Annotated in this window: 22 protein-coding genes and 1 pseudogene; 14 read left to right on the top strand and 9 right to left on the bottom strand. The window is 35.8% G+C overall.

What is annotated here, in order from left to right; all coding sequences use genetic code 11:
• The first annotated feature begins 37 nt into the window (after positions 1-37).
• Positions 38-859 carry a carbohydrate ABC transporter permease gene (locus STA7437_RS00515; protein ID WP_015191400.1) on the top strand — a complete coding sequence of 274 codons (822 nt, stop codon included), beginning with the start codon at positions 38-40 and terminating at the stop codon, positions 857-859.
• A gap of 43 nt (positions 860-902) precedes the next feature.
• Here the strand turns inward: STA7437_RS00515 and STA7437_RS00510 are convergent, their stop codons facing one another.
• The gene (locus STA7437_RS00510; protein ID WP_015191399.1) at positions 903-2,225 is read right to left on the bottom strand and encodes a sensor histidine kinase; all 1,323 of its coding nucleotides are present in this window, start codon (positions 2,223-2,225) and stop codon (positions 903-905) included.
• A 247-nt stretch (positions 2,226-2,472) separates the two neighbouring features.
• Here STA7437_RS00510 and STA7437_RS00505 point away from each other — a divergent pair, with 247 nt between their 5' ends.
• The gene (locus STA7437_RS00505; RefSeq protein ID WP_041619638.1) at positions 2,473-2,799 is read left to right on the top strand and encodes a DUF3155 domain-containing protein; all 327 of its coding nucleotides are present in this window, start codon (positions 2,473-2,475) and stop codon (positions 2,797-2,799) included.
• 91 nt (positions 2,800-2,890) lie between these two features.
• On the opposite strand, the gene STA7437_RS00500 is transcribed toward STA7437_RS00505, so the two are convergent.
• The 3 genes from STA7437_RS00500 to STA7437_RS00490 form a co-directional block, all read right to left on the bottom strand.
• Complete coding sequence (locus STA7437_RS00500) at positions 2,891-3,424, bottom strand: cofactor assembly of complex C subunit B (RefSeq protein WP_015191397.1); 534 nt, start codon at positions 3,422-3,424, stop codon at positions 2,891-2,893.
• A 266-nt stretch (positions 3,425-3,690) separates the two neighbouring features.
• A complete protein-coding gene (locus tag STA7437_RS00495; RefSeq protein WP_015191396.1) occupies positions 3,691-6,060 on the bottom strand; it encodes a GumC family protein in 2,370 nt (789 codons plus the stop codon).
• A gap of 108 nt (positions 6,061-6,168) precedes the next feature.
• Positions 6,169-7,665, bottom strand: a complete 1,497-nt coding sequence (locus STA7437_RS00490; RefSeq protein ID WP_041619636.1) for an SLBB domain-containing protein — start codon at positions 7,663-7,665, stop codon at positions 6,169-6,171.
• A 67-nt stretch (positions 7,666-7,732) separates the two neighbouring features.
• On the opposite strand from STA7437_RS00490, the gene STA7437_RS00485 reads away from it, so the two are divergent.
• The 3 genes from STA7437_RS00485 to hisS all read left to right on the top strand — a co-directional run bounded on the left by STA7437_RS00485 (position 7,733) and on the right by hisS (position 10,411).
• On the top strand, positions 7,733-8,008 hold the full coding sequence (locus STA7437_RS00485) for a TIGR02450 family Trp-rich protein (RefSeq protein WP_015191394.1): 276 nt from the start codon (positions 7,733-7,735) through the stop codon (positions 8,006-8,008).
• 121 nt (positions 8,009-8,129) lie between these two features.
• The gene (locus tag STA7437_RS00480) at positions 8,130-8,978 is read left to right on the top strand and encodes an ABC transporter ATP-binding protein (protein WP_015191393.1); all 849 of its coding nucleotides are present in this window, start codon (positions 8,130-8,132) and stop codon (positions 8,976-8,978) included.
• 146 nt (positions 8,979-9,124) lie between these two features.
• Complete coding sequence (gene hisS / locus STA7437_RS00475) at positions 9,125-10,411, top strand: histidine--tRNA ligase (protein WP_015191392.1); 1,287 nt, start codon at positions 9,125-9,127, stop codon at positions 10,409-10,411.
• Here hisS and STA7437_RS00470 read toward each other — a convergent pair.
• Positions 10,408-11,280, bottom strand: coding sequence for an SDR family oxidoreductase (locus STA7437_RS00470; RefSeq protein WP_015191391.1), 873 nt, complete (start codon positions 11,278-11,280; stop codon positions 10,408-10,410). The genes hisS and STA7437_RS00470 overlap by 4 nt on opposite strands.
• 475 nt (positions 11,281-11,755) lie before the next feature.
• Between STA7437_RS00470 and STA7437_RS24555 the strand changes: the two genes are divergently transcribed.
• The 4 genes and pseudogenes from STA7437_RS24555 to STA7437_RS00445 all read left to right on the top strand — a co-directional run bounded on the left by STA7437_RS24555 (position 11,756) and on the right by STA7437_RS00445 (position 14,633).
• Positions 11,756-12,130: a hypothetical protein gene (locus STA7437_RS24555; RefSeq protein WP_015191390.1), complete on the top strand. Its 375-nt coding sequence runs from the start codon at positions 11,756-11,758 to the stop codon at positions 12,128-12,130.
• Positions 12,131-12,253: 123 nt separating this feature from the next.
• The gene (locus STA7437_RS00460; RefSeq protein WP_015191389.1) at positions 12,254-12,826 is read left to right on the top strand and encodes a general stress protein; all 573 of its coding nucleotides are present in this window, start codon (positions 12,254-12,256) and stop codon (positions 12,824-12,826) included.
• Positions 12,827-12,906: 80 nt separating this feature from the next.
• Positions 12,907-13,679: pseudogene (locus STA7437_RS27600) on the top strand (HAD-IC family P-type ATPase); the annotation flags it as partial.
• A gap of 351 nt (positions 13,680-14,030) precedes the next feature.
• Entirely contained in the window at positions 14,031-14,633 is a 603-nt protein-coding gene (locus STA7437_RS00445; RefSeq protein ID WP_015191388.1) for a DedA family protein, read from the top strand.
• Positions 14,634-14,648: 15 nt separating this feature from the next.
• Here STA7437_RS00445 and STA7437_RS00440 read toward each other — a convergent pair whose 3' ends face one another.
• Entirely contained in the window at positions 14,649-15,086 is a 438-nt protein-coding gene (locus STA7437_RS00440; protein WP_015191387.1) for an MgtC/SapB family protein, read from the bottom strand.
• Positions 15,087-15,264: 178 nt separating this feature from the next.
• On the opposite strand from STA7437_RS00440, the gene plsY reads away from it, so the two are divergent.
• Positions 15,265-15,915, top strand: a complete 651-nt coding sequence (plsY, locus tag STA7437_RS00435) for a glycerol-3-phosphate 1-O-acyltransferase PlsY (protein ID WP_015191386.1) — start codon at positions 15,265-15,267, stop codon at positions 15,913-15,915.
• A gap of 526 nt (positions 15,916-16,441) precedes the next feature.
• Here plsY and STA7437_RS00430 read toward each other — a convergent pair.
• A complete protein-coding gene (locus STA7437_RS00430; protein WP_015191384.1) occupies positions 16,442-16,969 on the bottom strand; it encodes a GNAT family N-acetyltransferase in 528 nt (175 codons plus the stop codon).
• Positions 16,970-17,376: 407 nt separating this feature from the next.
• Between STA7437_RS00430 and STA7437_RS00425 the strand changes: the two genes are divergently transcribed.
• Together STA7437_RS00425 and coaBC are read left to right on the top strand one after the other, a co-directional pair.
• Complete coding sequence (locus STA7437_RS00425) at positions 17,377-18,924, top strand: B12-binding domain-containing radical SAM protein (RefSeq protein WP_015191383.1); 1,548 nt, start codon at positions 17,377-17,379, stop codon at positions 18,922-18,924.
• Between the two features lie 114 nt (positions 18,925-19,038).
• Positions 19,039-20,307 (top strand): bifunctional phosphopantothenoylcysteine decarboxylase/phosphopantothenate--cysteine ligase CoaBC, encoded by a 1,269-nt coding sequence (coaBC, locus tag STA7437_RS00420; RefSeq protein ID WP_015191382.1) that lies wholly within the window; start codon positions 19,039-19,041, stop codon positions 20,305-20,307.
• A gap of 134 nt (positions 20,308-20,441) precedes the next feature.
• On the opposite strand, the gene STA7437_RS00415 is transcribed toward coaBC, so the two are convergent.
• Positions 20,442-20,792, bottom strand: coding sequence for a type II toxin-antitoxin system PemK/MazF family toxin (locus STA7437_RS00415; protein ID WP_015191381.1), 351 nt, complete (start codon positions 20,790-20,792; stop codon positions 20,442-20,444).
• Positions 20,773-21,012 carry an AbrB/MazE/SpoVT family DNA-binding domain-containing protein gene (locus STA7437_RS00410; RefSeq protein WP_015191380.1) on the bottom strand — a complete coding sequence of 80 codons (240 nt, stop codon included), beginning with the start codon at positions 21,010-21,012 and terminating at the stop codon, positions 20,773-20,775. The genes STA7437_RS00415 and STA7437_RS00410 overlap by 20 nt, the downstream gene beginning before the upstream one ends.
• 45 nt (positions 21,013-21,057) lie before the next feature.
• On the opposite strand from STA7437_RS00410, the gene STA7437_RS00405 reads away from it, so the two are divergent.
• Together STA7437_RS00405 and STA7437_RS00400 are read left to right on the top strand one after the other, a co-directional pair.
• Positions 21,058-21,324 (top strand): hypothetical protein, encoded by a 267-nt coding sequence (locus STA7437_RS00405; protein WP_015191379.1) that lies wholly within the window; start codon positions 21,058-21,060, stop codon positions 21,322-21,324.
• Positions 21,325-21,394: 70 nt separating this feature from the next.
• Positions 21,395-22,228, top strand: coding sequence for an aldo/keto reductase (locus STA7437_RS00400; RefSeq protein ID WP_015191378.1), 834 nt, complete (start codon positions 21,395-21,397; stop codon positions 22,226-22,228).
• The last annotated feature ends 287 nt before the right edge of the window (positions 22,229-22,515 follow it).

The raw sequence follows: 22,515 nt of genomic DNA, 5'->3' as shown, positions 1-22,515 counted from the left end.
TTATTTCAATATTTCAATTAAATACAAAGGATGAGTGATGATAGCAAAAAAGTCTTTAGCGACCTATGTTAGTTTAATTGCGATCGCTGTAATTATGTTGTTTCCTTTATTATGGTTAGTCGGTACTTCGTTTAAATCTCCAACCGAAGATATCTTTAGTTTCCCACCTCAATTATTGCCTCGGCAACCAACTTTTAAAAATTTTCTGTCAGTTTGGCAGACTTATCCTTTTGGTACTTATCTTCTTAATAGTGCGATCGTAGCTGGATTAACGGTAGGATTAAATTTATTATTTTGCTCTTTAGCAGCTTACCCCTTAGCGCGTCTCAATTTTCGAGGCAGAAATATTATCTTTGCGTTGGTAGTTGCTACTATTATGATTCCTTTCCAAATTGTGATGATTCCCCTTTATATTTTAGTAGTTAATCTAGGTTTAAGAAATACTTATTTGGGGGTTATTTTTCCCAATTTAGCTTCTGCTTTTGGCATTTTCTTATTACGACAAGCATTTCAAGGTGTGCCGAAAGAGTTGGAAGAAGCAGCTAGAATCGATGGTTGTTCGGAATTAGGTATTTGGTGGCATATTATGCTTCCTGCTATTCGTCCTGCTTTAGTTACGCTAGCTATCTTTGTTTTTATTGGTTCTTGGAGTGATTTTCTTTGGCCTTTAGTTGTTCTTGACCGCCCTGAATATTATACTTTGCCTATTGGTGTGGCTAATCTTGCGGGAACTTTTTCTCTAGATTGGCGATTGATTGCTGCTGGTTCGGTTATTTCGATCGCACCAATTTTGTTGTTATTTCTGTTAGTTCAAAGATACATTATTCCTACTGACATTGGTAGCGGTGTCAAGGGATAGTTGAGCATTTTTTTTGGTTAGAGGATTAATTGTTAAGTGAAGACTAGTTTTCTGAAGCAACAACTAACCAAACAATCATAGTTGTCCCTGGTAAGCTAGTGTTTTTTCCAAGCTGATTAGGACTAATTATTTCAATTTTTCCTCCCATTTTTTCAACTAAATCTTTGGCGATCGCTAATCCTAAACCACTCCCAGGAATATCGCTTTGAGCTTGTATGCCACGATAATGACGTTCAAAAATTTTGGGTTGCTCTTCAAAAGGAATACCATAACCACTATCACTAATGGCAATTCCTAACCAACTTTGCTCCGGTTGCTCTTGTTTTTCAATTATATAAATTACAACTTTTCCCCCAGTTGGAGTATATTTCAATGCATTGTCAATTAAATTATTTAAAACTTCTCTTAAAGCTTTAGCATTAGCTATTACCAATGGTAAATTTTGAGGTAGTTCAGCAATTAATTCTATTTCTTGTTCTGCTGCAATTTCCTGTAAAGAAATCAATAAAATTTTTAAAACCTCTAAAATCGATACTGCTTCTAATTCAGAAATATTACCAGGCAGTAAAAAATGACTAGATTGAGGAAGATCAGTTGTTAAACGTACAGAAGTTGTACTTAAAGTTAACGCCTTATTTTCTTCTTCTTTTTGTTGAGTTTCTGTTTCAAATTGTTCTAATAATTCCTGTAAGCGATCGCTTTCTCGTAAAATACTTTTAGCAACCGATTGGTTTCGATCTTCTGGTAACAACCTTTTAATTAAAAGCTTACTAAAAGTTCTTAAAGCAGTGAGTGGATTGCGTATTTGATGCAATAAATCATCTAATCTATCTTGCTCAATTTGACGTAAAGATTCTTGTTTCGCTAATTGTTTTTGATACCATTGATAGCGATGATCTAAAAAACGAGCAAGTGCTAAAGTTTGAGCTATTTTTTCAATTTGTTCTAATTCTTGCGGTTGCCAATCTTCATCTTTTTGAGTTACTAATACACCCATCACCCTTGTGTCATAGATTAAGGGTAACACTAACTGTTTTTTAACCTCAGAATCTAGTTTTTTTTCTGGATTAATAATCTGTTTTTCGACAATTGTTCCTTGAAGTAAAGGAAGAGAAGATAATTGAACTTGAGTTGTTAGTTGTTGTAAATTGTTAGTGAGACTAACAGGAGGCAATTCTTGTCCTTGCTGCATTAAATTTCGAGGATAAATCGCTAAAGGAACTAATCTTCCTTGTTTATTTTCTACTAGTTCTTCAGTTAAATAAACGGCACTCCAAACTGCTCCCACCCCTCGACTAAGTAATTCTAGTTGAGATTGACACAGAGCAGTAAATTCGGCACTAGCAGAAATAAAAGAATAAGACATCGAGAAACACAAATCGTAGTCGAACAATAATTTGAGGGAACTTCAACTAAGCTTTATTAATTTTTATATCTTTTTTTTGAGGTTCGTTAGTATGTCAAAAGATTAAACTACCTTGAGATATTACAACAATTGCCTTGGCTTAATCGAGACGTTTAGATAGTTGATTTTTTTTGCTTATCACGATACAATTTGCTCGGGTTTTGTAACTATAAATACAGGTTTTAGGGTAAAAATAGGAGGTGCTGGGTTGGCAAGAAAACGTAAACGTAAAAGCCGCCGTCGTCAAGAAGGACGTAAAATTTTAGAGCTAGTCCCTCATTATAATATTGAAAGTGGCAATGATAAACCAGTAACAGCAGCTCGTAAATATATTGCCTCTTTGGGGATTGCTCCTCCAGCTTTATTAGTAGTCAGAAGAAACGAGCATACCACAGATCGATACTTTTGGGCAGAAAAAGGTTTATTTGGTGCGCAATATGTTGAGGAAAATCATTTTCTTTTCCCTAGTTTGCAATCTTTAGAAATTAAAGAACAAGATAAGAAAAAAACTGTTGCAGTTACCAGCAGTCGTTGAGAGATATTCTCAATCAATTGGTCTTTTTTTATAAAACTAATAGAGACGTTGTTAATAATTAAAGCGTCTCTATTTTTAGTACTAAGGTATATTACTCAACTAGTTGCAAAGATAAATTCTGTTGCAATTGAAGTAATTCATCTCGATGAGCAGTTACGGTTAAAAGATTTGATTGGTTTGGTTTCAACTTTAAATCTGTTTGGATTGATAAGGAAACCTGTTCTAATCTTCCTGCTTTTTGCCAATAAAAAATACCTGCAAGGGGCGCTAAAATAATGAGTCCCCAAACTAAATTACCTACAGTGGGATAAACCCAGAAAATTACTAACGCCAGACAAGATAATCCTATCCCAGCTAGAATTGTCAAAAAAATTGCTAAAAACCAACTAGGCTGCACAAAGCCTTCTAAGGTAACTTGTTTTTGTTCTTGATTCCAATCAATTACTCGATAAGCTCTTGTTTCAAAGTATTGTTGTAATTTTTGCCATAAAATTTCCTCTGATTCAGTTGATAAAAATTGAATTTTTTTAGTACGGTCTTTAACCGAAGCTCGAATAAAGAAAAATAATCCTACTGTCATTAATATGGTTAGTAGGAAAGTAGAAGAAATAATTGTTGTATCCACGACTTTACTGATCTATTTGCCCTGAAGCAAAAATTGCAATATATCTTTACAATTAATAGTAAACTTATGCGTAGCTCAATTGCACATTTTTTGGAAAAGACAAACTCATCAACGCCTGTTGTTAATGTTCTGGAGAGCGAGTGTTTGATTGAGTTCGCATTTAGCGAGGACAGAGTTTTAGATCGAGTCCGTTAATCGGTCTAAATAAACTTACTTGCTTCTAACTTGTCTTTTCCTCCTGTCTTTTCCCACCAATCACATAACTTCTAACTGTTTGATTCGTCTCGCTCCGCGTAATAATGATGATAGTAGTAAGAACCATTAGAACTACGATTAACCTGATTGGCTATAATTCCCAAAACTGGGAAATTAGACATTTTCAAATTATCAATGTTTTGTTTCAGTAAAGAGCGGTCAGTTTTATTCATTCTGATGACTAATACTACTCCATTAGTACGACCAGCCAGAATTCTTCCATCAGCAAATCCTAGAATTGGAGGAGTATCATAAATAATAAAATCGTATTGACCTTCATTTTTTAATTGTTCCATCAAATCTTGCATCCGTTTAGAAGAGAGCAAGCGAGTTGGATCTGGAGGAATATCTCCTGCTGTCATAACAGATAAATTATCCCAATGAGGAACTTTTTGAATAGCTGCGTTGACATCTAAACCAGTTGCCAAGACATTGCTTAATCCGTCTTTGTTTTCTAATCCCATCCAGCGATGAACTTGAGGACGACGTAAATCAGCATCGATTAACAAGACTTTTTGTCCCATTGCTGCTGCTGCTTGAGCAAGATGAGAAGAAATCGTTGATTTACCTTCAGAAGGAATTGAAGAACTAATTACAATTGAATTAATCGGACTATCGGAACCTAATAGTTTAATATTGGTACTGAGAGAACGAAATGCTTCTAAAAACGGAGAGGCATTATACCAATTACGTTGACCTCTTGAAGTTGCTTTTTCTTCAGTTTGAGAGGTTAAATTGAGAACACTATCACCAATTTGCAACTGAGGTAAACCGACTGGTTTAGTTTCTGCTGTTGTCAATAATTCAAGAGGTTTTAATTCTTTTTGTAAAGGAATAGAACCTAAGAGTGGTAATTTAACAGCATCTTTTAATTCTTCTGTGTCGTGGAAAACAGGATCTAAACGTTCTGCCAGTAAAGCAGCACCTAATCCTAGACAAATTCCGCCAATTAAACCTAATGCTAGATTACGAGGAGGATTAGGAGAAACAGGATTTTCTTCTAGTAAAGGTTTAGCGATTAATTGCCAAGGTAAAGCTTGTTGAGCAGCTTGGAGTTGAAGTTTTTCTTCTGCTTCTAGAAAACGGTTTAAACTTTCTGTCGCAACAATTAGTTGACGTTGTATATCGGTGTATTGACGAGCAATCACAGGCATTTGTTTAGTTAAGCCATTTAATTGTGCGATCGCTTGTTGTAATGCTTGTTCACGCAATTCCAACGTTTCAATCTCATTAGCTGTATTAATAAACTGCTTATTTAATTCTAAGCGAAGACTACTAGGAGAAGCTAAAGAAGAAGAATCTTGGATGTCTTGAGAAAATTTATCTCCCAAAACCCTAATTGCTTCTTGTTGCAATAAAGGAAGTAACTCTTGTCGTTTGTCTTCAAGAGCTTGAACTACCGGGTTGGCTGGTTGAAAACGAGCCGATTCTTTGGCTAATTCTACTTCTACTTGTTGTAATTCGTTTAGTAAGTTTTGATAACGAGGAGATTCACTTAAATAGCTACCAGCGATCGCCTGATTGGGTTCTAAGCCAATTTGTCTCTGTAAATTAGCGTATAAAGATCTAGTTTCATTAAGTTTAGTTTTGACTTCAAAAAACTTTTCTTCAAAATCAACTAAATTTCTGGATAAAAGACTTGCTTGTTGCTGGGGATCGAGAAGATTATATTTTTGGCGAAAGTTTTGTAGTTTTTCCTGTAACTCATCTACTCTAGCTCTAACTCCAGGTAATTGTTGTTTAACAAACTCGATTCCTTGTTTAACTTCGACTCTTCTTTCTTCTAAGGAATAAGTTAAATAAGCTTGAGATAGATTATTTAAAACAAATTGAATTTTTTGAGGATCAGGGTCAGTATAAGATATCTCTAAAATTTTAGTTTCGTCGATCCGCTCAATTTTTAAGGGAGATCTATTTTCCCTAATTAATTCATCGTAAGTAATTTCAGGATATTTTTGCTCTAAAGTATTAACGATCGGAGTCATTACGTTTGGACTACGCAAGACTTCAATTTGAGTATCGTAATCCAAGCCTTGCCATTCTCCCCCCAAAATAGTTAGAGGATTTTCTAAGGAATTTTCTCCTCTTTGTTCGTTAGTAACTGGTTCTACTAGAACTTGAAAACTACCACGATACTTAGGTTCTTGAGTAAATGTCCACAGAGCGGTTAGAGTTGTAACTCCAAGTGTTACAGCAGTAATTAGGCGTAAACGATGTTTAACTACGTTTAAAAGTTGACGCAGATCGATACTGTCTTCATTTTCTTCAATCGCAGTATTATCGATGACAGGAGGCATAGAATATAAATAATTACCATTGCCATGACCATTGCCATTGATTTTATTGAGATAAACAGAGCGATCAGAGCCCGCATTTTGCATTATTGATATTCCTCACAACACGGAATCTTTCAGGATATTGAACTTGATTTAATGCTGCTCTAATAATTATGTCAGAGTAAGAGCAGCATAATTTGATAGAAAAGGTTTTTAGAACCCAAACATAAATCTTAAAACACCTAAAGCTCCCCCAATAGGATTAAATATAGAACCGGCAGTATCACCTACCTTAGCCAATCCCGAACGACTAACTACAACAACGTCATTATTTCTCAAAGTAGGATTATTTTCATCATTAATGCCACTAGCAAAATCTACTTGAATTTGACGTTTGGTGACTGTACCGTTAGGGTTAAGTCTAACTAATTCCACATTGCCTGTCTTAGCACGTTGATTATTAAAGCCACCTGCTGCTAAGATCGCTTGGTTTAATGGGGTATTGGGTGGAACTTCTACTGGCCCTGGAGTAGCAACTTCACCTACAACATTAACTTTGATTGCTCCAGGAGAAAAGCTAGCAGCAGCTAATTGTTCTGAATCTTCTGCAGCTAGTTGCTCAGCTTGAGGAATAACGATAGTATCTCCTTCTTGAAGAATAACGTCTTGACCCGAGCTACCCTCTTGGATTAGACTCCATAGATCTACAGCAATGAGTTTTTCTGTCCCATCCCAAGCTTTACGTTTTACCTGTACTTCCTTTACATTCGCTAAAGGTTTAATTCCTCCTGCTACGCCAATTGCTTGAGTAAGTCTAGGAGGTACAGAACCTTCCTTGGCACTTTGAGTATTACTATTATTAGCTAATTTTTCTGGTTGAACTGTATAAGAACCAGGACGATAAATTTCCCCTACTACAGCAACTTTAATTGGTTGGTCGGTTTGTAGACCAAAACTCGCTTGAGATAATCTATTTAGTTCGTCAGAATTAATTTCTGCTACAGTTGGAATAAAAATCGTATCTCCATCGCGTAGCGATATATCTTGATTTAATCTACCTTGAGTTAATAAAGCCCACAAATCGGAATTAAAAGTAGTTTCTCTACCTTGGATAGTTCTTTTAACTTGAACGTTACGAACGTCGGCTAAAGTAGTAATACCTCCAGCTTGTTCAATCATGTCAGTAACAGAAGGAAATTTGTTGTTTTCTGTACTAAGAGCAAACTCGTAAGAACCAGGATTATCTACTTCTCCCGAAACTCCGATTTTGAGGGGGCGAGGAGCAAGCAAACCAACAGTAACTACAGGACGTTTTAAATAAAGTTTATATTTTTCAGAAACTAATTCAGATGTTTCTTTAAGAGTTAAACCACTAACATTAACTCTGCCTACTAAAGGAAGACTAATTGTTCCGTCTACTAAAACTGGATATTCACCACTATATTCTGCAACTTGAAAAATATCTAATCTAATTTGGTCACCCGCGCCAAGGGTATAATCAGTTTCACTAACTGAAAAATTAGAATTGCCACTTGAAGAAGAATTAGTTGTTGCTCCTGTATTACTACTATTACCATTTGGAGATAAAGTTGTATTTTCTTGAGCAATTGCTGGAGTTAATTGAGCCGATAGTAATAAAGCTACTGCGAGTGCAGGGACTTGATACACTTGATTTATAAATAATTGTTGAACAACAGAGTTTATCTTCATAAAAAGATCACAATTAGTAAAATACATTATTGCGACTAGATTATCATTATTATTGCTAGAAGTTAAAATGTCGAAAAAACAAAAACAAAAGTTCCCTTATTTACTTGGTTCTAAGTGGACAGCAAACCAAAAAACCTGGGGTTGGAGGCATTTTCAAGTTATCAATCGACAAAATCGAGGTAAATGGATTTTTGCTGAAATGGTAGCTTCTTGCGATCCTCAAACTCGTTTTTGGATTAATGCTCTACAATTAAAAGATCGTTCTCTCTGGCAAGCTGGCTGGCAAACTTTAACAGAAATTGAACCAATAGAAGACGATTTAGATAATGTGATTTTTGATTAACTTGATTAACTGATTAATTTACATTAGTTATTAGTAGTTTGAATTAAATAAATATGGTTGGCAAAATCATAACATTGTCTTGTTGTAATCTAACTTAAAAATATAAAAATTAAGCAGATCAATGACGGCCGTTGCTTTAGAAAACGTTTATAAAATTTATAATCAAGTATCTGTAGTTGATAATCTTTCTTTTTCAATTAAAAAAGGAGAAATATTTGGTCTACTTGGACCAAATGGAGCGGGAAAATCTACTACGATTAAAATGTTAATTACTCTCTCCAAACCTAGTAAGGGTAAAATTCAAATAGCTGGTTATGATATAACGCATCATTCAACTTTAGTCAAGCGAAACATTGGTGTTGTTTTACAACAACTTAGTGTAGATGGAGAGCTTTCGGTTTGGGAAAATTTAGAGTTTCATGGGCGAATGCATCATATCCCTAACCCCGAAAGACAGCAAAGAATCAATCGCTGGTTAGAATATGTCGCCTTAGAAAATAAAAAAGATGCTTTAGTCAAAACTCTTTCTGGTGGGATGAAACGCCGTTTACAGATTGCTAGAGCTTTACTTCATCAACCAAGTGTTCTGTTTTTAGATGAACCGACAGTAGGGTTAGATCCACAAACTCGTCGTCGTCTCTGGGAAATCATTCAAGATCTTAATCAGCAGGGTATGACTATTCTATTGACTACTCACTATATGGAGGAAGTAGAATTTTTATGCGATCGCATTGGGATTATGGATCGAGGTAAACTAATTGAATTAGGTACACTTGAGCAGTTTCGTTTCCATTATGGTAAAGCTATTGTGGTTAAACAACAAGGCGACCGCATTGATTATCAATTTTTCCCTACTGTAGCTCAAGCAAATCAATATCTCGATTCTTTACCTGATAAAACGGGTGTCATGGTACGTGATTCTAATTTAGAAGATATATTTGTCAAACTGACTGGACATCAATTGAATTAGAGCTAATTTGAATTAAAATCCGTAGTTCTTGAGATACTGATAACTGAGGTACGGGCGAACGGCGGTTCGCAAGAGGCTGTCTCTGGAGTTTTCTTCCAGAGTTTATACGCCCCTACTGAATAACTGTTTACTGATAACTGAAAAAAATGGGAGCAATTCAAGCATTAAGAGGAACAAAAGATATACTGCCTGAAGAAGTTGGTTATTGGCAGTTAATCGAAGATAAAGCTAGAGAAATTCTTGCCAAGGCGGTTTATCAAGAAATTCGGACTCCTATTTTTGAGCAAACTGATTTATTTGAGAGAGGAATTGGTGAAGCGACCGATGTAGTGGGGAAAGAAATGTACACTTTTACCAGCAGAGGTGGCGATAAATCGATTACGCTTCGTCCTGAAGGTACAGCAGGAGTAGTACGCTCTTTTATTGAGAATAATCTTTATGCCCAAGGTGGAGTACAACGTCTTTGGTACACTGGGGCTATGTTTCGATATGAACGTCCTCAAGCTGGTCGTCAGCGACAGTTTCATCAGATTGGTTTGGAGTTGTTGGGTAGTTCTTCTCCTCGCGCTGATGTAGAAGTAATTGCTTTGGCTACTGATTTACTACAAAGTTTAGGCTTAAAAAGTTTAAAACTCGATCTCAATTCGGTCGGTAATGGTGAGGATCGTCAAAACTATCGAGAGGCTTTAGTTCATTATTTGATTCCTTACAAGCAGGAGTTAGACCAAGATTCTCAAGACCGTTTAACTCGTAACCCCTTAAGAATTTTAGATAGTAAGGATGAGAAAACTCAAAAAATAGCTCAAAATGCTCCTAAAATTATCGAGCATTTGGGAGATGAATCTAAAAGACACTTCGATACCGTTCAACAGTTACTAACTGATTTGGGGATTGAGTATCAAATTAATCACTGTTTAGTTAGAGGTTTAGACTACTACACTCACACTGCCTTTGAAATAAAATCAGATGATTTAGGGGCGCAAGCAACTGTTTGTGGTGGTGGTCGTTACGATGGTTTAGTTGCCGAATTAAATGGCCCTGATACTCCTGCTGTGGGTTGGGCAATTGGGATGGAACGGCTGGTTTTACTGCTTAAACAGTTACAACAAGCACCTGTTCATCAACCTGATTTTTATTTAATTTCTAGAGGTAAACAAGCAGAAGCACAGGCTTTGGTTTTAAGCCAAAAACTACGTAGTCTTAATTTTACGGTGGAATTAGATTTAAGTGGTAGTGCTTTTGGTAAACAGTTTAAACGAGCAGACCGCAGTGGTGCAGTAGCTTGTTTAGTAATTGGAGATGCAGAGGCAGTAAATCAGACAGTTAATCTGAAATGGTTAGCCTCAGGAGAACAAACTGCGGTCGCACAAACTCAATTACTCAGTTCCGCAGAGAAATTGAATCAAAAAATTCAACAATTGCGATCGCCTTAAGCAGCTAGTTGTCCGCCAGTAACGTCATATAATGCACCAGTTACAAAACTACTATCTGAAGAAGCTAGGAAAACGTAAGCTGGTGCAAGTTCTTCTGGTTGTGCTGCTCGTTTAAGAATGCCATCGGTGTCGTAATTATCTACTTTGTCTATTGGCATAGTAGCAGGAATATTAGGAGTCCAAACTGGTCCTGGAACTACAGAATTAACTCGAATACCGCGATCGCCTAAATTTAAAGCGAGAGATTTTGTAAAGGTATGTACCGCACCTTTTGAAGTAGCATAATCAACTAGCATTCCTTTACCCATTTTACCGACAATACTACCTGTGTTAATAATTACATCTCCTGCTTGTAAATGAGCAAGGGCTGCTTTGACCATATAAAAATAACCAAATACATTAGTTTCCATCGTGCGACGAAACTGTTCTAAAGAAATGTCTTCAAATTTTTGCTGAGTCATTTGATAAGCAGCATTATTAACCAAAATATTAAGTTTGCCAAAGCGGTCTATAACTTGTTGGATGGCAGTTTGGCAGTCTTCATAGTTACGAACATCACCTTTGAGAACAAGACAGTCTTTATTGCCAATTTCCTTGACCATCTTTTTGGTATCTTGAGCATCTTGATCATTTTCATTATAGAAAATAGCAACTTCTGCGCCTTCCATTGCATAAGCGATCGCCACTGCTCTTCCAATTCCCGAGTCTCCACCAGTAATGATGGCAACTTTTCCTGACAATTTATTTGCTGGACTGTAGTTAGAAAGATCGCTATCGGGTTGAGGTGTCATCTCTCTTTGAGAGGCAGGATAATCTAATTTTTGACCAGGAATATCTTCAGGAGTAGGACGACGTTCATTAGTTTGCATCTTGGCAATACCTCTAGTTGCTATTTAAAAAATTTAATTACTTGAGAATCAAGTTTTAATATGATGTAATTTTGATTTTGTATTTGAACTGCAATTGAAATTTATTATTGTTAATATAAAAAAAAATCGTGTCTAAAAAAATATATCTTAAGTTAGATTTAAACTAAAAATATTTTAATACTTTTGTCAGAGAAAAATCGTTTTATTTTTTAATATTTATATGATAAATTAAGAAAAAATAAATTTTTTGTCGTTGTTGATTTGTTCCTTGACATTTTTGTTTAAAATAAAAAATGATAGCAATAAAACAAAATATTAACAACTAGTCAGTCTTAAAAGAAGAATAATTTGTATTTTAAATAAAATATTATTAAAGATTGAATATTAAAAATCAATTTTTTAACAAATCAATATAGCAAATAAATTGAGATTAACTTTTTGATAATTTCTTAAATAGAGTTAAATTGTGTAAATCATGAATTATCAATTTTTAAATATTCCTAATCCCCAAAGTAAACAAGAAGCAGTTATTAGCGAACCAAGCAATATCAATAGAAATACCGGTGAAAATTTGGCTGTTCCACCAGCAGCATTAATCGTAATTCCTGGAGGTTTATTGGTATTAGCAGCGATACTCGGCTTTTATCGAAAAATTAATTTAACTAAAATTAAAGACCGTTCATTGTTTGAAACTGACGAGCAAACTACTTGTAAAAATTGTCGGTTTTTTTCTCATAATCCCTATCTTAAATGTGCATTACATCCATCCAGAGTTTCGACAACCGAATCTATCGAATGCGCTGACTATTGGTCGAATAAGAGCGATCGCTTTCAACAAAAGTCCAAATAGTTTACTTCTAAAAACTTTCTCTCATAATTATTCTGGGGTTCAGTTTTTACCTCTACAGAAAGATGATTTATTCATAATTGGAAGAGCAAAATTGAAACAGAATTAATTGAAGAGAAAACAATAATGGCTAGTGAACAATATCAACACGCGCTCGGTACTTTTCCTACTCGTGAACATGCTGAAATTGCTCTTATAGAATTGAGAGATTCAGGTTTCAACATGGATAAAATTTCTGTGATTGCTCAAAATGCTGATTCGCAAGAGCCTATGGGTGGAAAAGAAGTAAGTTCAGTTGAGCAACAAGTTCAAGAAGGTGCGATCGCAGGAGCTACTGGTGGTACTTTAATTGGTAGTTTTTTAGGTTTGTTGGGAGGTTTAGGTGTAGTGGCAATTCCAGGACTTGGTGCAGCAGCCGAAGTAGGAATTGTCTTAGCCAACACTTTATTAGGTAGTGGTGTTGGTGCAGCAGGCGGTGGTGTGATTGGAGCATTGGTAGGTTGGGGTTTACCTGAAGATCAAGCTCAATACTACAAAGATCTGCTTTCCCAAGGTAACTATGTGGTGATGTTGGAAGGAACTGAAAGCGAGGTCAAGAAAGCAGAAGCTATTTTACAAAATCGGCTGATTAGAGACTGGAACATTTACTATGCACCAACTAAATATCCCTATACAGGTATGGATCTGGGAATGATCTAGTTCTGAAATAATAGGCCCAAACTTATGTCTACCAAAGCCAACCCAATCAATTTAGAGGTAGCTAGTTCTTCTTCAAACGAGAATTACCTCTTGCCGAGCGCACCAATATGTTGTTTAAAGGCACGGCAATTACTAGAGGTTCGGGGGAAGGAGTAGTTGTGGCAATTGGGATGGATACTGAATTAGGTCATATTTCTTCCCTTACTGCCGAAGCAGAAGAAGAAGTTACTCCTTTAGAAAAACGACTCGATAGTTTGGGACGCAGGTTAATTTGGATTACACTTGCGATCGCGACTGTTATAGTTGTAGTGGGAACTCTTGGTGGTAGAGATTTATATGTCATGGTTGAAACAGCGATCGCACTGTCGGTGGCCGCTGTACCAGAAGAATTACCGATTGTGGCAACGGTTGCCTTGGCACGAGGAATGTGGCGCATGGCAAAACGTAATGCTTTAATTAATCGTCTTTCTGCGGTAGAAACCTTGGGAGCAACTAGTGTGTTTTTATTGATAAAACAGGTACTTTAACCGAGAACCGCATGACAGTGACAGAAATTGCAGTGGCTCAAGGCAGGATTGAAGTTACGGGAGAAGGATTGGCAGCCCAAGGGGAATTTAATTTAGAAGGTAACAGAATTGAACCTGATTCCCAAGAAACCCTCAAAGCACTTTTAGAAGTTGCCGTGTTGTGTAACAATGCTGTCTTACCCCATGAACAGGATCGACAAGAAAACAAGGTAATTGGCGATCCGATGGAAGTAGCTTTGTTAGTGGCAGGTGCTAAAGCGGGAATTAACCATCAAGAGATTCTTCACCAACAACCAGAAGTCAAAGAAGAAGCTTTTGATTCGGATTAGAGCAAGAAGGAAAAAACCACAATTTTATAGTTAATTTCGCTAAAAATTGGGCAAATATTTCAGTTTTATTTGATTAATTTAGACAAAAATTTAATTATCCTAACTATAACACTACGTATTTAGGTTAGGACACGCAAATCTTGTCAGGGCGATTGGCAAGAACGCCCCTACGATTTACAATAATGTCCTAATCTTTCTTTGTACTGCTATACTTGTCAATTTTCTGTATATATGTAGTCTCTCTTTTTTAAGAAGAGCAAACATATTGTCTACGGTTAAAATACCCTTTCAGGGGAGAGATGAATCGGTTGTCTCTACATCCCTACAAAACAATCACATAAAAAACTCATGCTTGAATGGATTGTAAATACAGTTAACTCTCTTGGCTATTTTGGGATTGGATTTTTAATGTTTCTAGAAAACGTTTTTCCACCTATTCCTTCTGAGCTAATTATGCCCCTAGCAGGGTTTGTCGTCACCCAAGGTAAACTAGACTTTGCTCATGTAGTTGGTGCAGGAATAATTGGTTCAATTTTAGGCGCGTTACCTTGGTATTATTTAGGTAAACGTTTAGGCTTGAAGCGAATTCAATTTCTGGCTGATAAATACGGTCAGTGGTTAACTGTTTCTGGTGAAGATGTTCTCCAAGCCAAACAATGGTTTGATCGTCGAGGTAATTTAGCCACAGGTTTGGGTCGACTTGTTCCAGGAATTCGCACTTATATTTCTGTACCTGCTGGAATTAATAGAATGTCTTTCTGGACTTTTCTAATCTATTCAACTATTGGGACTGCTGTTTGGGTGAGTTTGTTAACCTATGCAGGATATTTATTAGGGGAAAATTACGAGCAAGTGAAAAAGTTTCTTGGGCCAATTTCTACTATTGTCATTGTGGCACTCATTATTATGACTGGCTCGTGGATTATCAAGCGCAAAACCCGACAAAATTAAGACTAATTTGCAATTCTAGAGATAATCTTCCCATTTAGAAAAAACAGACAAAATTATAAAAGTTACTAAAGCTCCCCCCAATCCTAATAACCATAAACCACAACCAATGGTAATCCCCAGAACGCAAGACATCCAAATCGTAGCAGCAGAAGTCAAACCCTTAACTTTAGATTCCCGTAAAATTGTTCCTCCCCCAATAAAACCAATACCAGTAATAATTCCAGCAATAATTCGACCTAAAACATCTAAATTTTGTTGGGCTGCACCAATTTCAATCGGAACAAGAACTAATAAAGCCGAGCCAAAACAAACTAACATATTAGTTCTTAGACCAGCAGGTTTATTCTTGCTTTCTCTTTCCAAACCAATAATCGTACCAACAATTAAAGCAATACCTAAACGAAAAAGCAAATCATGCCAGCCCATGGGAGCAAAATAATAGTTATCTGGCACTTTTTGTAAAAATTTAAATTTAAAAATATTAAGTTACATCATTTAGGTTACCAAGGATTCAACCAGAAATTTTCAATTCTTAAGAGTTGCTTGGGCAAAAAATAGAAAATTCCTAATTCTTCAGTTACTTAAATAGTTGATAATTTATCTTTGGTAATTGCTAAATGATACAAAAATTATGATGAATTCTATCATTGTGGGTGGGTTGTTTGTAATTGTTGCTTATTTATTAGGTTCAATTCCTACTGGTTATTTAGCTGGACGTTATCTAAAAGGAATTGATATCCGTGAATATGGTTCTGGTGGTACTGGTGCGACTAACGTACTTAGAAGTGTTGGTAAAGAAGCAGCAATCGCAGTTTTAATCATCGATCTACTTAAAGGTGCGGTCGCGATTTTATTAGTTAAATTATTTTATTACTATGCTTCTATTGAAATTGTACCCGCAAGTTGGCAGCCTTGGTTAATTGTTGTTTCTGCTTTGGCTGCTTTAATCGGTCATAGTAAATCGATTTGGCTGCAATTTACTGGTGGAAAATCTGTTGCTACTGCTTTGGGAGTGTTATTAGTGATGAATCCTTTAGTAGCTTTAGGTACTTTGTCTGCGTTTGGAATAATGTTAGCAATTTCTCGGATTGTTTCTCTCAGTTCAATTACAGGAGCGATCGCAGTTAATCTGATCATGATTTTACTTCATCAACCAATACCATATTTAGTTTTTTCCGCGATCGCCGGTATTTATGTTATTATCCGTCACACCAGTAATATTCAACGTTTAATGGCAGGTACAGAACCTAAACTTGGACAGACTGTACCAGAAAACAATTAAGATTCAGTTTTGATGCATTAACCAAAAAGTTATTTCAAAGATGAAGTGATAATTCAATTAGTTGCTGGCTGAATTAGGTTTAGTAGTAAAAACTTTTGACCAATTTAACGTCACGATTCTAGGCAAAAACAAACAAAATCCTGCATTAAATAAAATGATTGTCCATAGAGTTAAGTCATTAATTTCCATAAAAAAACCCCTATCAAAATGATTTTTAGCTTCAATATTTTTTAGTTAGGTAAAAACTTTACCCGTATATTTAGTATTACAAGAAAATAACTATAACTAGACAATTAGAATAGTTTAAATTTCTTGTTAATACCATAAGTTTTACTTAAGATGCTTAATTATACCTAGGTTGAGCATCTTTTTTTGATAATTATTACTCAATATCTTAACTATTTTTTGTAAAGAAAACTTAACAAACTGACTAAAACTTGTGATTATTTAACTAACAACTCTTAGTTAGCATTAGATTTAAACCTATTCAAGTCATAGACAAAGATGTATAACTTCTTGTTTTAATTTATAAATCATTAAAAGCTGAAGGATAAACTACTTTACCACAAGTATCTTGTTGATAGCTTTTGAGGAGTTTGACCATAAATACTTCTTTCGGAATCTCAAAAGGCGATTCAATGTTATACTTTAGTGATGGTTCAAAGCCAAATTTTGCATAAAAGTTAGGATGTCCTAACACAATTACTAAGGGTATATTTTGGTTATCTGCAATTAATAACCCTTGGTTTACCAGCGCGCTACCTACTCCTTGATTTTGAGATTGTGGTAAGACGGCAAGGGGTGCTAAAGCCAAAACTTTAAGGTTTTTTTCTGCTACTAAATCAATCCAACTAAACATTATATAACCAATGATTTTATGCTCTAGTTCGGCTACTAAAGATAGTTCAGAAATATAGCGATCGCTGTTACGAATTTTATCTATTAGTTTAGCTTCGTTTTGTTGTCCAAAGGCTAAATCATTAACTATTGAAATACTTTCATAGTCTAAAGTAGTTTCTGGACGTATGATCAAACTTTTATTTTTAAGGTTCATAAAATTTATTTAATTGATTGTTTAAATAAAAATAATTGTTGTCAATTTACTAAAAATTAATGTAACTTTAAAAATCAATATCTACAAAAAAATGAAAATTTAGATTGTAAAATAATTTAGTTATAGCAATTCTTAAATTGATTAGATACACCTAAATACAGTTATCCGTGACCAGTTACTAATTACTAATTACTAATTACTAATTATTAGGGACGAATAATCAACCATTAACATAAGCGAAGCGCACTACCGTAGGTCTCAACCCCGATGATGACGCGTCATCATCAGCCGAAGGCGCGCTGCGCGACCAACCAAAAACAAATATTTTCTTAAGTTATAAGCTTTTAACAACAAATTAAATTGAAATGACTTTAATCTATTGGTTAACATCATACACTTAATTATTTATGAGAGTTTTATTGATTTATCCGTTATTTCCTAAAAGTTTTTGGTCTTTTGAAAAAACCCTACGTTTAGTAGATCGTAAAGTATTACTACCACCCCTAGGATTAATTACCGTAGCAGCAATTTTGCCTCAAGAATGGGAACTTAAACTAGTAGATCGAAATATTCGCTCAGTTAGCGATTCAGAATGGGATTGGGCAGAACTAATCATTATTTCTGGCATGATTGTTCAGAAAGAAGATTTATTAACTCAAATCAAAGAAGCTAAAAAAAGAGGAAAACCAGTAGCTGTAGGAGGGCCTTATGCTACCACATCACCCGAAGAAGTAGAAGCAGTAGGAACAGATTATTTAGTGCTAGATGAAGGGGAAATTACCCTGCCGATGTTTGTCGAAGCAATCGAACAAGGGGAAACCAAAGGTATCTTTAGAACTCCTGAAAAAGCTGACGTTACGAAAACGCCCATACCTCGGTACGATTTATTAGAATTTGATGCTTATGATAATATGTCAGTTCAGTTTTCACGGGGCTGTCCTTTTCAGTGCGAATTTTGTGACATCATCGTTCTGTATGGTAGAAAACCTCGGACAAAAACTCCACAGCAATTATTGAGCGAATTAGAACATCTCTACAATCTGGGTTGGCGTGGTGGTGTATTTATGGTCGATGATAACTTCATTGGCAATAAACGCAATGTCAAATTGTTATTAAAAGAATTAAAAGTATGGATGCAAGCTAAAGACTATCCTTTTAGTTTTGATACAGAAGCTTCGGTTGATTTGGCACAAGATCCCGAATTAATGGAATTGATGGTCGATTGCAGCTTTAAAAAAGTCTTTCTCGGAATTGAAACGCCCGATGAAAATAGTTTAGCTTTGACTCAAAAATTTCAAAATACCCGCGATCCTCTTAGTGAATCAGTAGATAAAATTACTAGGGCAGGATTGCAAGTGATGGCAGGTTTTATCATTGGTTTTGATGGGGAAAAACCAGGGGCAGGCGATCGCATTGTACGTTTTGTCGAACAGACAGCTATTCCGATGGCAATGTTTAGTATGTTACAGGCGTTACCTCATACTGCGCTTTGGCATCGCTTAGAAAAAGAAGGAAGATTACTCGATCAAGGGGCAAATATCAATCAAACTACTTTAATGAATTTTATTCCTACTCGCCCGATGGAAGAAATTGCCCAAGAGTATATTAACGGTTTTTGGCAACTTTACGAGCCAGAACGCTATCTCGATCGGGTTTATCGCTATTTTATGAAGTTAGGGGTTCCCAAACATTCGGGTAAACGTCGTTTAGATTCCAAAGCTGTTTCAGCAATTTTAACTTTGTTTTGGCGACAGGGAATTCTTCGTCCGACACGCTGGAAATTTTGGCGTAACTTAGTAGGAATTATGCTGCATAATATTCGCTTGCTTCCTTTTTATCTGATTGTCTGCGCCTATTTAGAACACTTTGCCGAATATCGTGAAATTGTCCGCGAACAAATTAATAATCAATTAACTAAATCAATTACTTATCGTCAACCCAGTAAAGTCGCTTGATTTTTAGGTAAAGCGATCGCAAACAATTATCAATCTAAAATTATGCGTTTGAAATCGGTAGGGGTAATTCATCAATTATCCTTACTATATAAAAAACTTCTGAACTAGAAATTAATGAGAGATTGGGATTTTAGTCCGCCACCAGAATCGGATTTAGGTGATAGGGAAATATCTTTAGCAGGAACTCATCTCCAAGGAAAAAGAATTGCTTTATTAATTACTGGTAGCATTGCTGCCATGAAAGCACCCTTTGTTGCCCGTGCTTTACGTCGTCAGGGTGCTGATGTCGTTGCTTTTGCTTCTCTTGAAGCTCTTAGATATACTACCATTGATACTTTAGAGTGGAGTACTACTAATCCAGTCGTTACAAAATTAACTGCTGCTGCCGAACATTTGAGCGATGCTGATCCTTTTGCTGCCTATTTAGTTGCTCCAGCTACTTATAATACGATTAATAAAATGCGCTATGGGATTGCTGATGGAGTAATTAGTTCTACTTTAGGTTCAGCAATTGGCAGGATGGAGAGGGGAAAAACCCAAATTTTACTTGCTCCCACTATGCATGGTAGTCTTCATAATTCAATTTTGACTGAATCGCTTCAGCAGCTACAAACAATGGGAGTCAAAATCATACCACCTCGGATTGATTATGGAAAAAATAATCTTCCTGCTGAAGAAGATATAGTTAGTGCAGTGTGTCGAGCGGTTAATAATTCATCTCTTCAAGGAATTAGAATTTTGGTTACAGGGGGAGCTACACCCGTTCCGATTGATAATGTTCGCCTTCTGACTAATCGTTTTACTGGTCAACTTGGAATAGAAATTGCTCAAGAATTATATCTTCGAGGAGCAAATGTTAAGTTAATCCACGGAAAAAGTAGTTTTTTGCCTCCTGCTTTTCTTCCTCAGCAAATTATTAATACTTATGCAGAATATCGAGAACAAGTTCTAGCCGAATTAGCAAGTAAACTTTATCGTTTCGGTATTTTTTCCGCAGCCGTAGCTGATTATCAACCAGAAACAGTTTTTCCTGGCAAAATTCCTAGTGGCGTTTTAAAAACTATTAATCTTGTTCCTACTGCTAAAGTAATTGCCGAAGTAAGAGCAAAATTTCCTCATCTTGAAATGGTGACTTTTAAGTATCAGGAAAATATCAGTCATGAACAATTAATGGAGATAGCACGCGCGCGATTAAATCAAGGTTATCAAGTAGTAATAGCTAATCGTGGCGATGAAAAAGGTGTCAACGGCGAACAAATTGCTTATTTAGTTACTAATCAAACGCCACCCCTGAAAATGATTTCCAAACCAGGTATTGCTAAAGCGATCGCAGATTATTTAGAAATCCAATTAAACTCTTCCATCATAGATAGCAAAGAGTAAAAGTTTTTTTGATTCTATTGACAAGAAACTACTCAAACCAAATCCAAATTAACTCACCAATGAGTTTTACAGAGTAGATATTCCTTGATCGTTTGTGACTCGTCAATGAATTGATGAATGTTTGGATTAGAAGATTAGAAAATTAATGGCTTTAACTTGGCACATATTTCTTCAACTATTGAGATAGGTGCTGTTTCCACAAATTTAATTCCTCTAGTTTTCCAGTCAACGCTTCTGAGGTGATGAATTAAAACAACTCCTTTAGTTTGCATCTGTTCAGTTAATAAAACTTCAAAACTAAATCCCTTAATTTTGCTACTAATCGGACAGACAAAAACCAGAGAAGAAAGAGAATTAAACTTTTTCGGAGATATAACAATAGCAGGGCGATGTCCCGCTTGCTCACGTCCGATCTGAGGATTGAAATCTAGCCAAATAATATCGCCTCTGTCCGGAATATATTGTTTACTCCCAGATTTCTTCACCTACTGGCTCTCCCCAATCATATTCTCCTTCAAAGTCTTCACTATTTGCTCCAGCGAGTAATTCTTCAAGGGTGTAGTTCGGTTGTTTGGGAGTAATGACAATGTTGGTATCAGTAACATCAATAGAAATAGCAGTTCCTTCTTTTAAATTAATTTTGTCGGCAATATTTTTGGGAATGCGTATCGCTAGACTATTTCCCCATTTGGCTACTGTTGACATATTTACTTTAACAATTAGTTTGTATCTACATTGTATCTATTTTAAATGAAAGATTGTTTAAGGCGATCGCGATTATTAACCATCAATCAAAAACCCCTTAATCAGCTATTGCTTAATTTACCAGTAGAAATAAATTCAAAAGATATTCCGATTTTAGGAGGAGCGATCGCGCAAAAATGTACCCATTTACTTACTGGAGATAAAAAAGATTTTGGCTTTCCGTTTGGCAAACGAGTAGAGAATGTCTTAGTTGTTTCTCCTAAATTGCTAGCTGAAGAAATGGTTGCTAAAGGAATACTGAATCAGAAGTAGCGATCTCTCCTTTCCACCTCTTCAAAAATCCCGTCATAATCAAAAATAGAATGGCGTTCGCAACTAAATAATGAAAACACTACAGCTACCATCAGGAAGAGAAATACCCATACTCGGACAGGGAACGTGGCGCATGGGGGAAAAAGCCAGTCAAAAACAAGCGGAAATCGATGCGCTGCGTCTGGGAATAGATTTGGGAATGACTTTAATTGATACTGCGGAAATGTATGGTGAAGGTGGTGCAGAAAAGGTAGTAGCAGAGGCTATTTCTGATTGTCGAGAAGAGGTATTTTTAGTCAGCAAATTTTATCCTTACAATGCCAGTTACCAGGGTGTAATTAAAGCTTGTAATCGCTCTTTATCGAGACTCAAAACAGACTATATAGACTTATACTTACTTCACTGGCGCGGATCGATTCCTCTATCGGAAACTTTAGAAGCACTACAACATCTCAAACAAGCAGGAAAAATCTTAGATTACGGTGTCAGTAACTTTGATGTCGATGATATGGAAGAGGCATTATCTTTACCTGGAGGAGATGTAATTGCTACTAATCAAGTTCTCTATAACTTAATGCGTCGCGGTATTGAATGGGATTTATTACCCTGGTGCAAAGATCGTCACATTCCCATCATGGCTTATTCTCCTATAGAGCAAAAGGCTTTTATCAACCATCCTAAGTTAGCTGCGATCGCAAAACAACATCATGCTACCCCAACTCAAATCGCTTTGAATTGGTTATTAAGACAAGATAATGTTATTTCTATTCCTAAAGCTACCAATCTCAATCATGTCAGGGAAAACCGCGCAGCTTTGGATATTAATTTAACAGAAGAAGATTTAAAGGAGATTGATCGCATTTTTCCTCCACCAAATCGCAAGCAAACCCTAGCTATGAGATAGTTCAGATTGTTCGTATTTAGAAAACATTGATCTTTCTTTTTATTAATTGTGTTAAAAAAGCGATCGTCAGGTTGTTTTAATCGAGTAATTAACCTGAGTTGCTAGTCATACCGTTTATCAAAAATTGCTAGATAGATAACAAACCTGAAATGACGATATGTCAAGAATAAGTCTCAACTAAGTCTCCAGATACTTTTGAGAATTGGTATCATCTTGTTTATAAAGATATTAAATGGGTTCGTAATTGGTAATTGATAACTGATAACTGAAAAGGTGGGCATTGCCCA

The organism is Stanieria cyanosphaera PCC 7437 (assembly GCF_000317575.1).
Lineage (GTDB): Bacteria > Cyanobacteriota > Cyanobacteriia > Cyanobacteriales > Xenococcaceae > Stanieria > Stanieria cyanosphaera.
The sequence above is the reverse complement of the archived record's forward strand: the minus strand, read 5'-3'. Positions and strand labels throughout refer to the sequence as shown.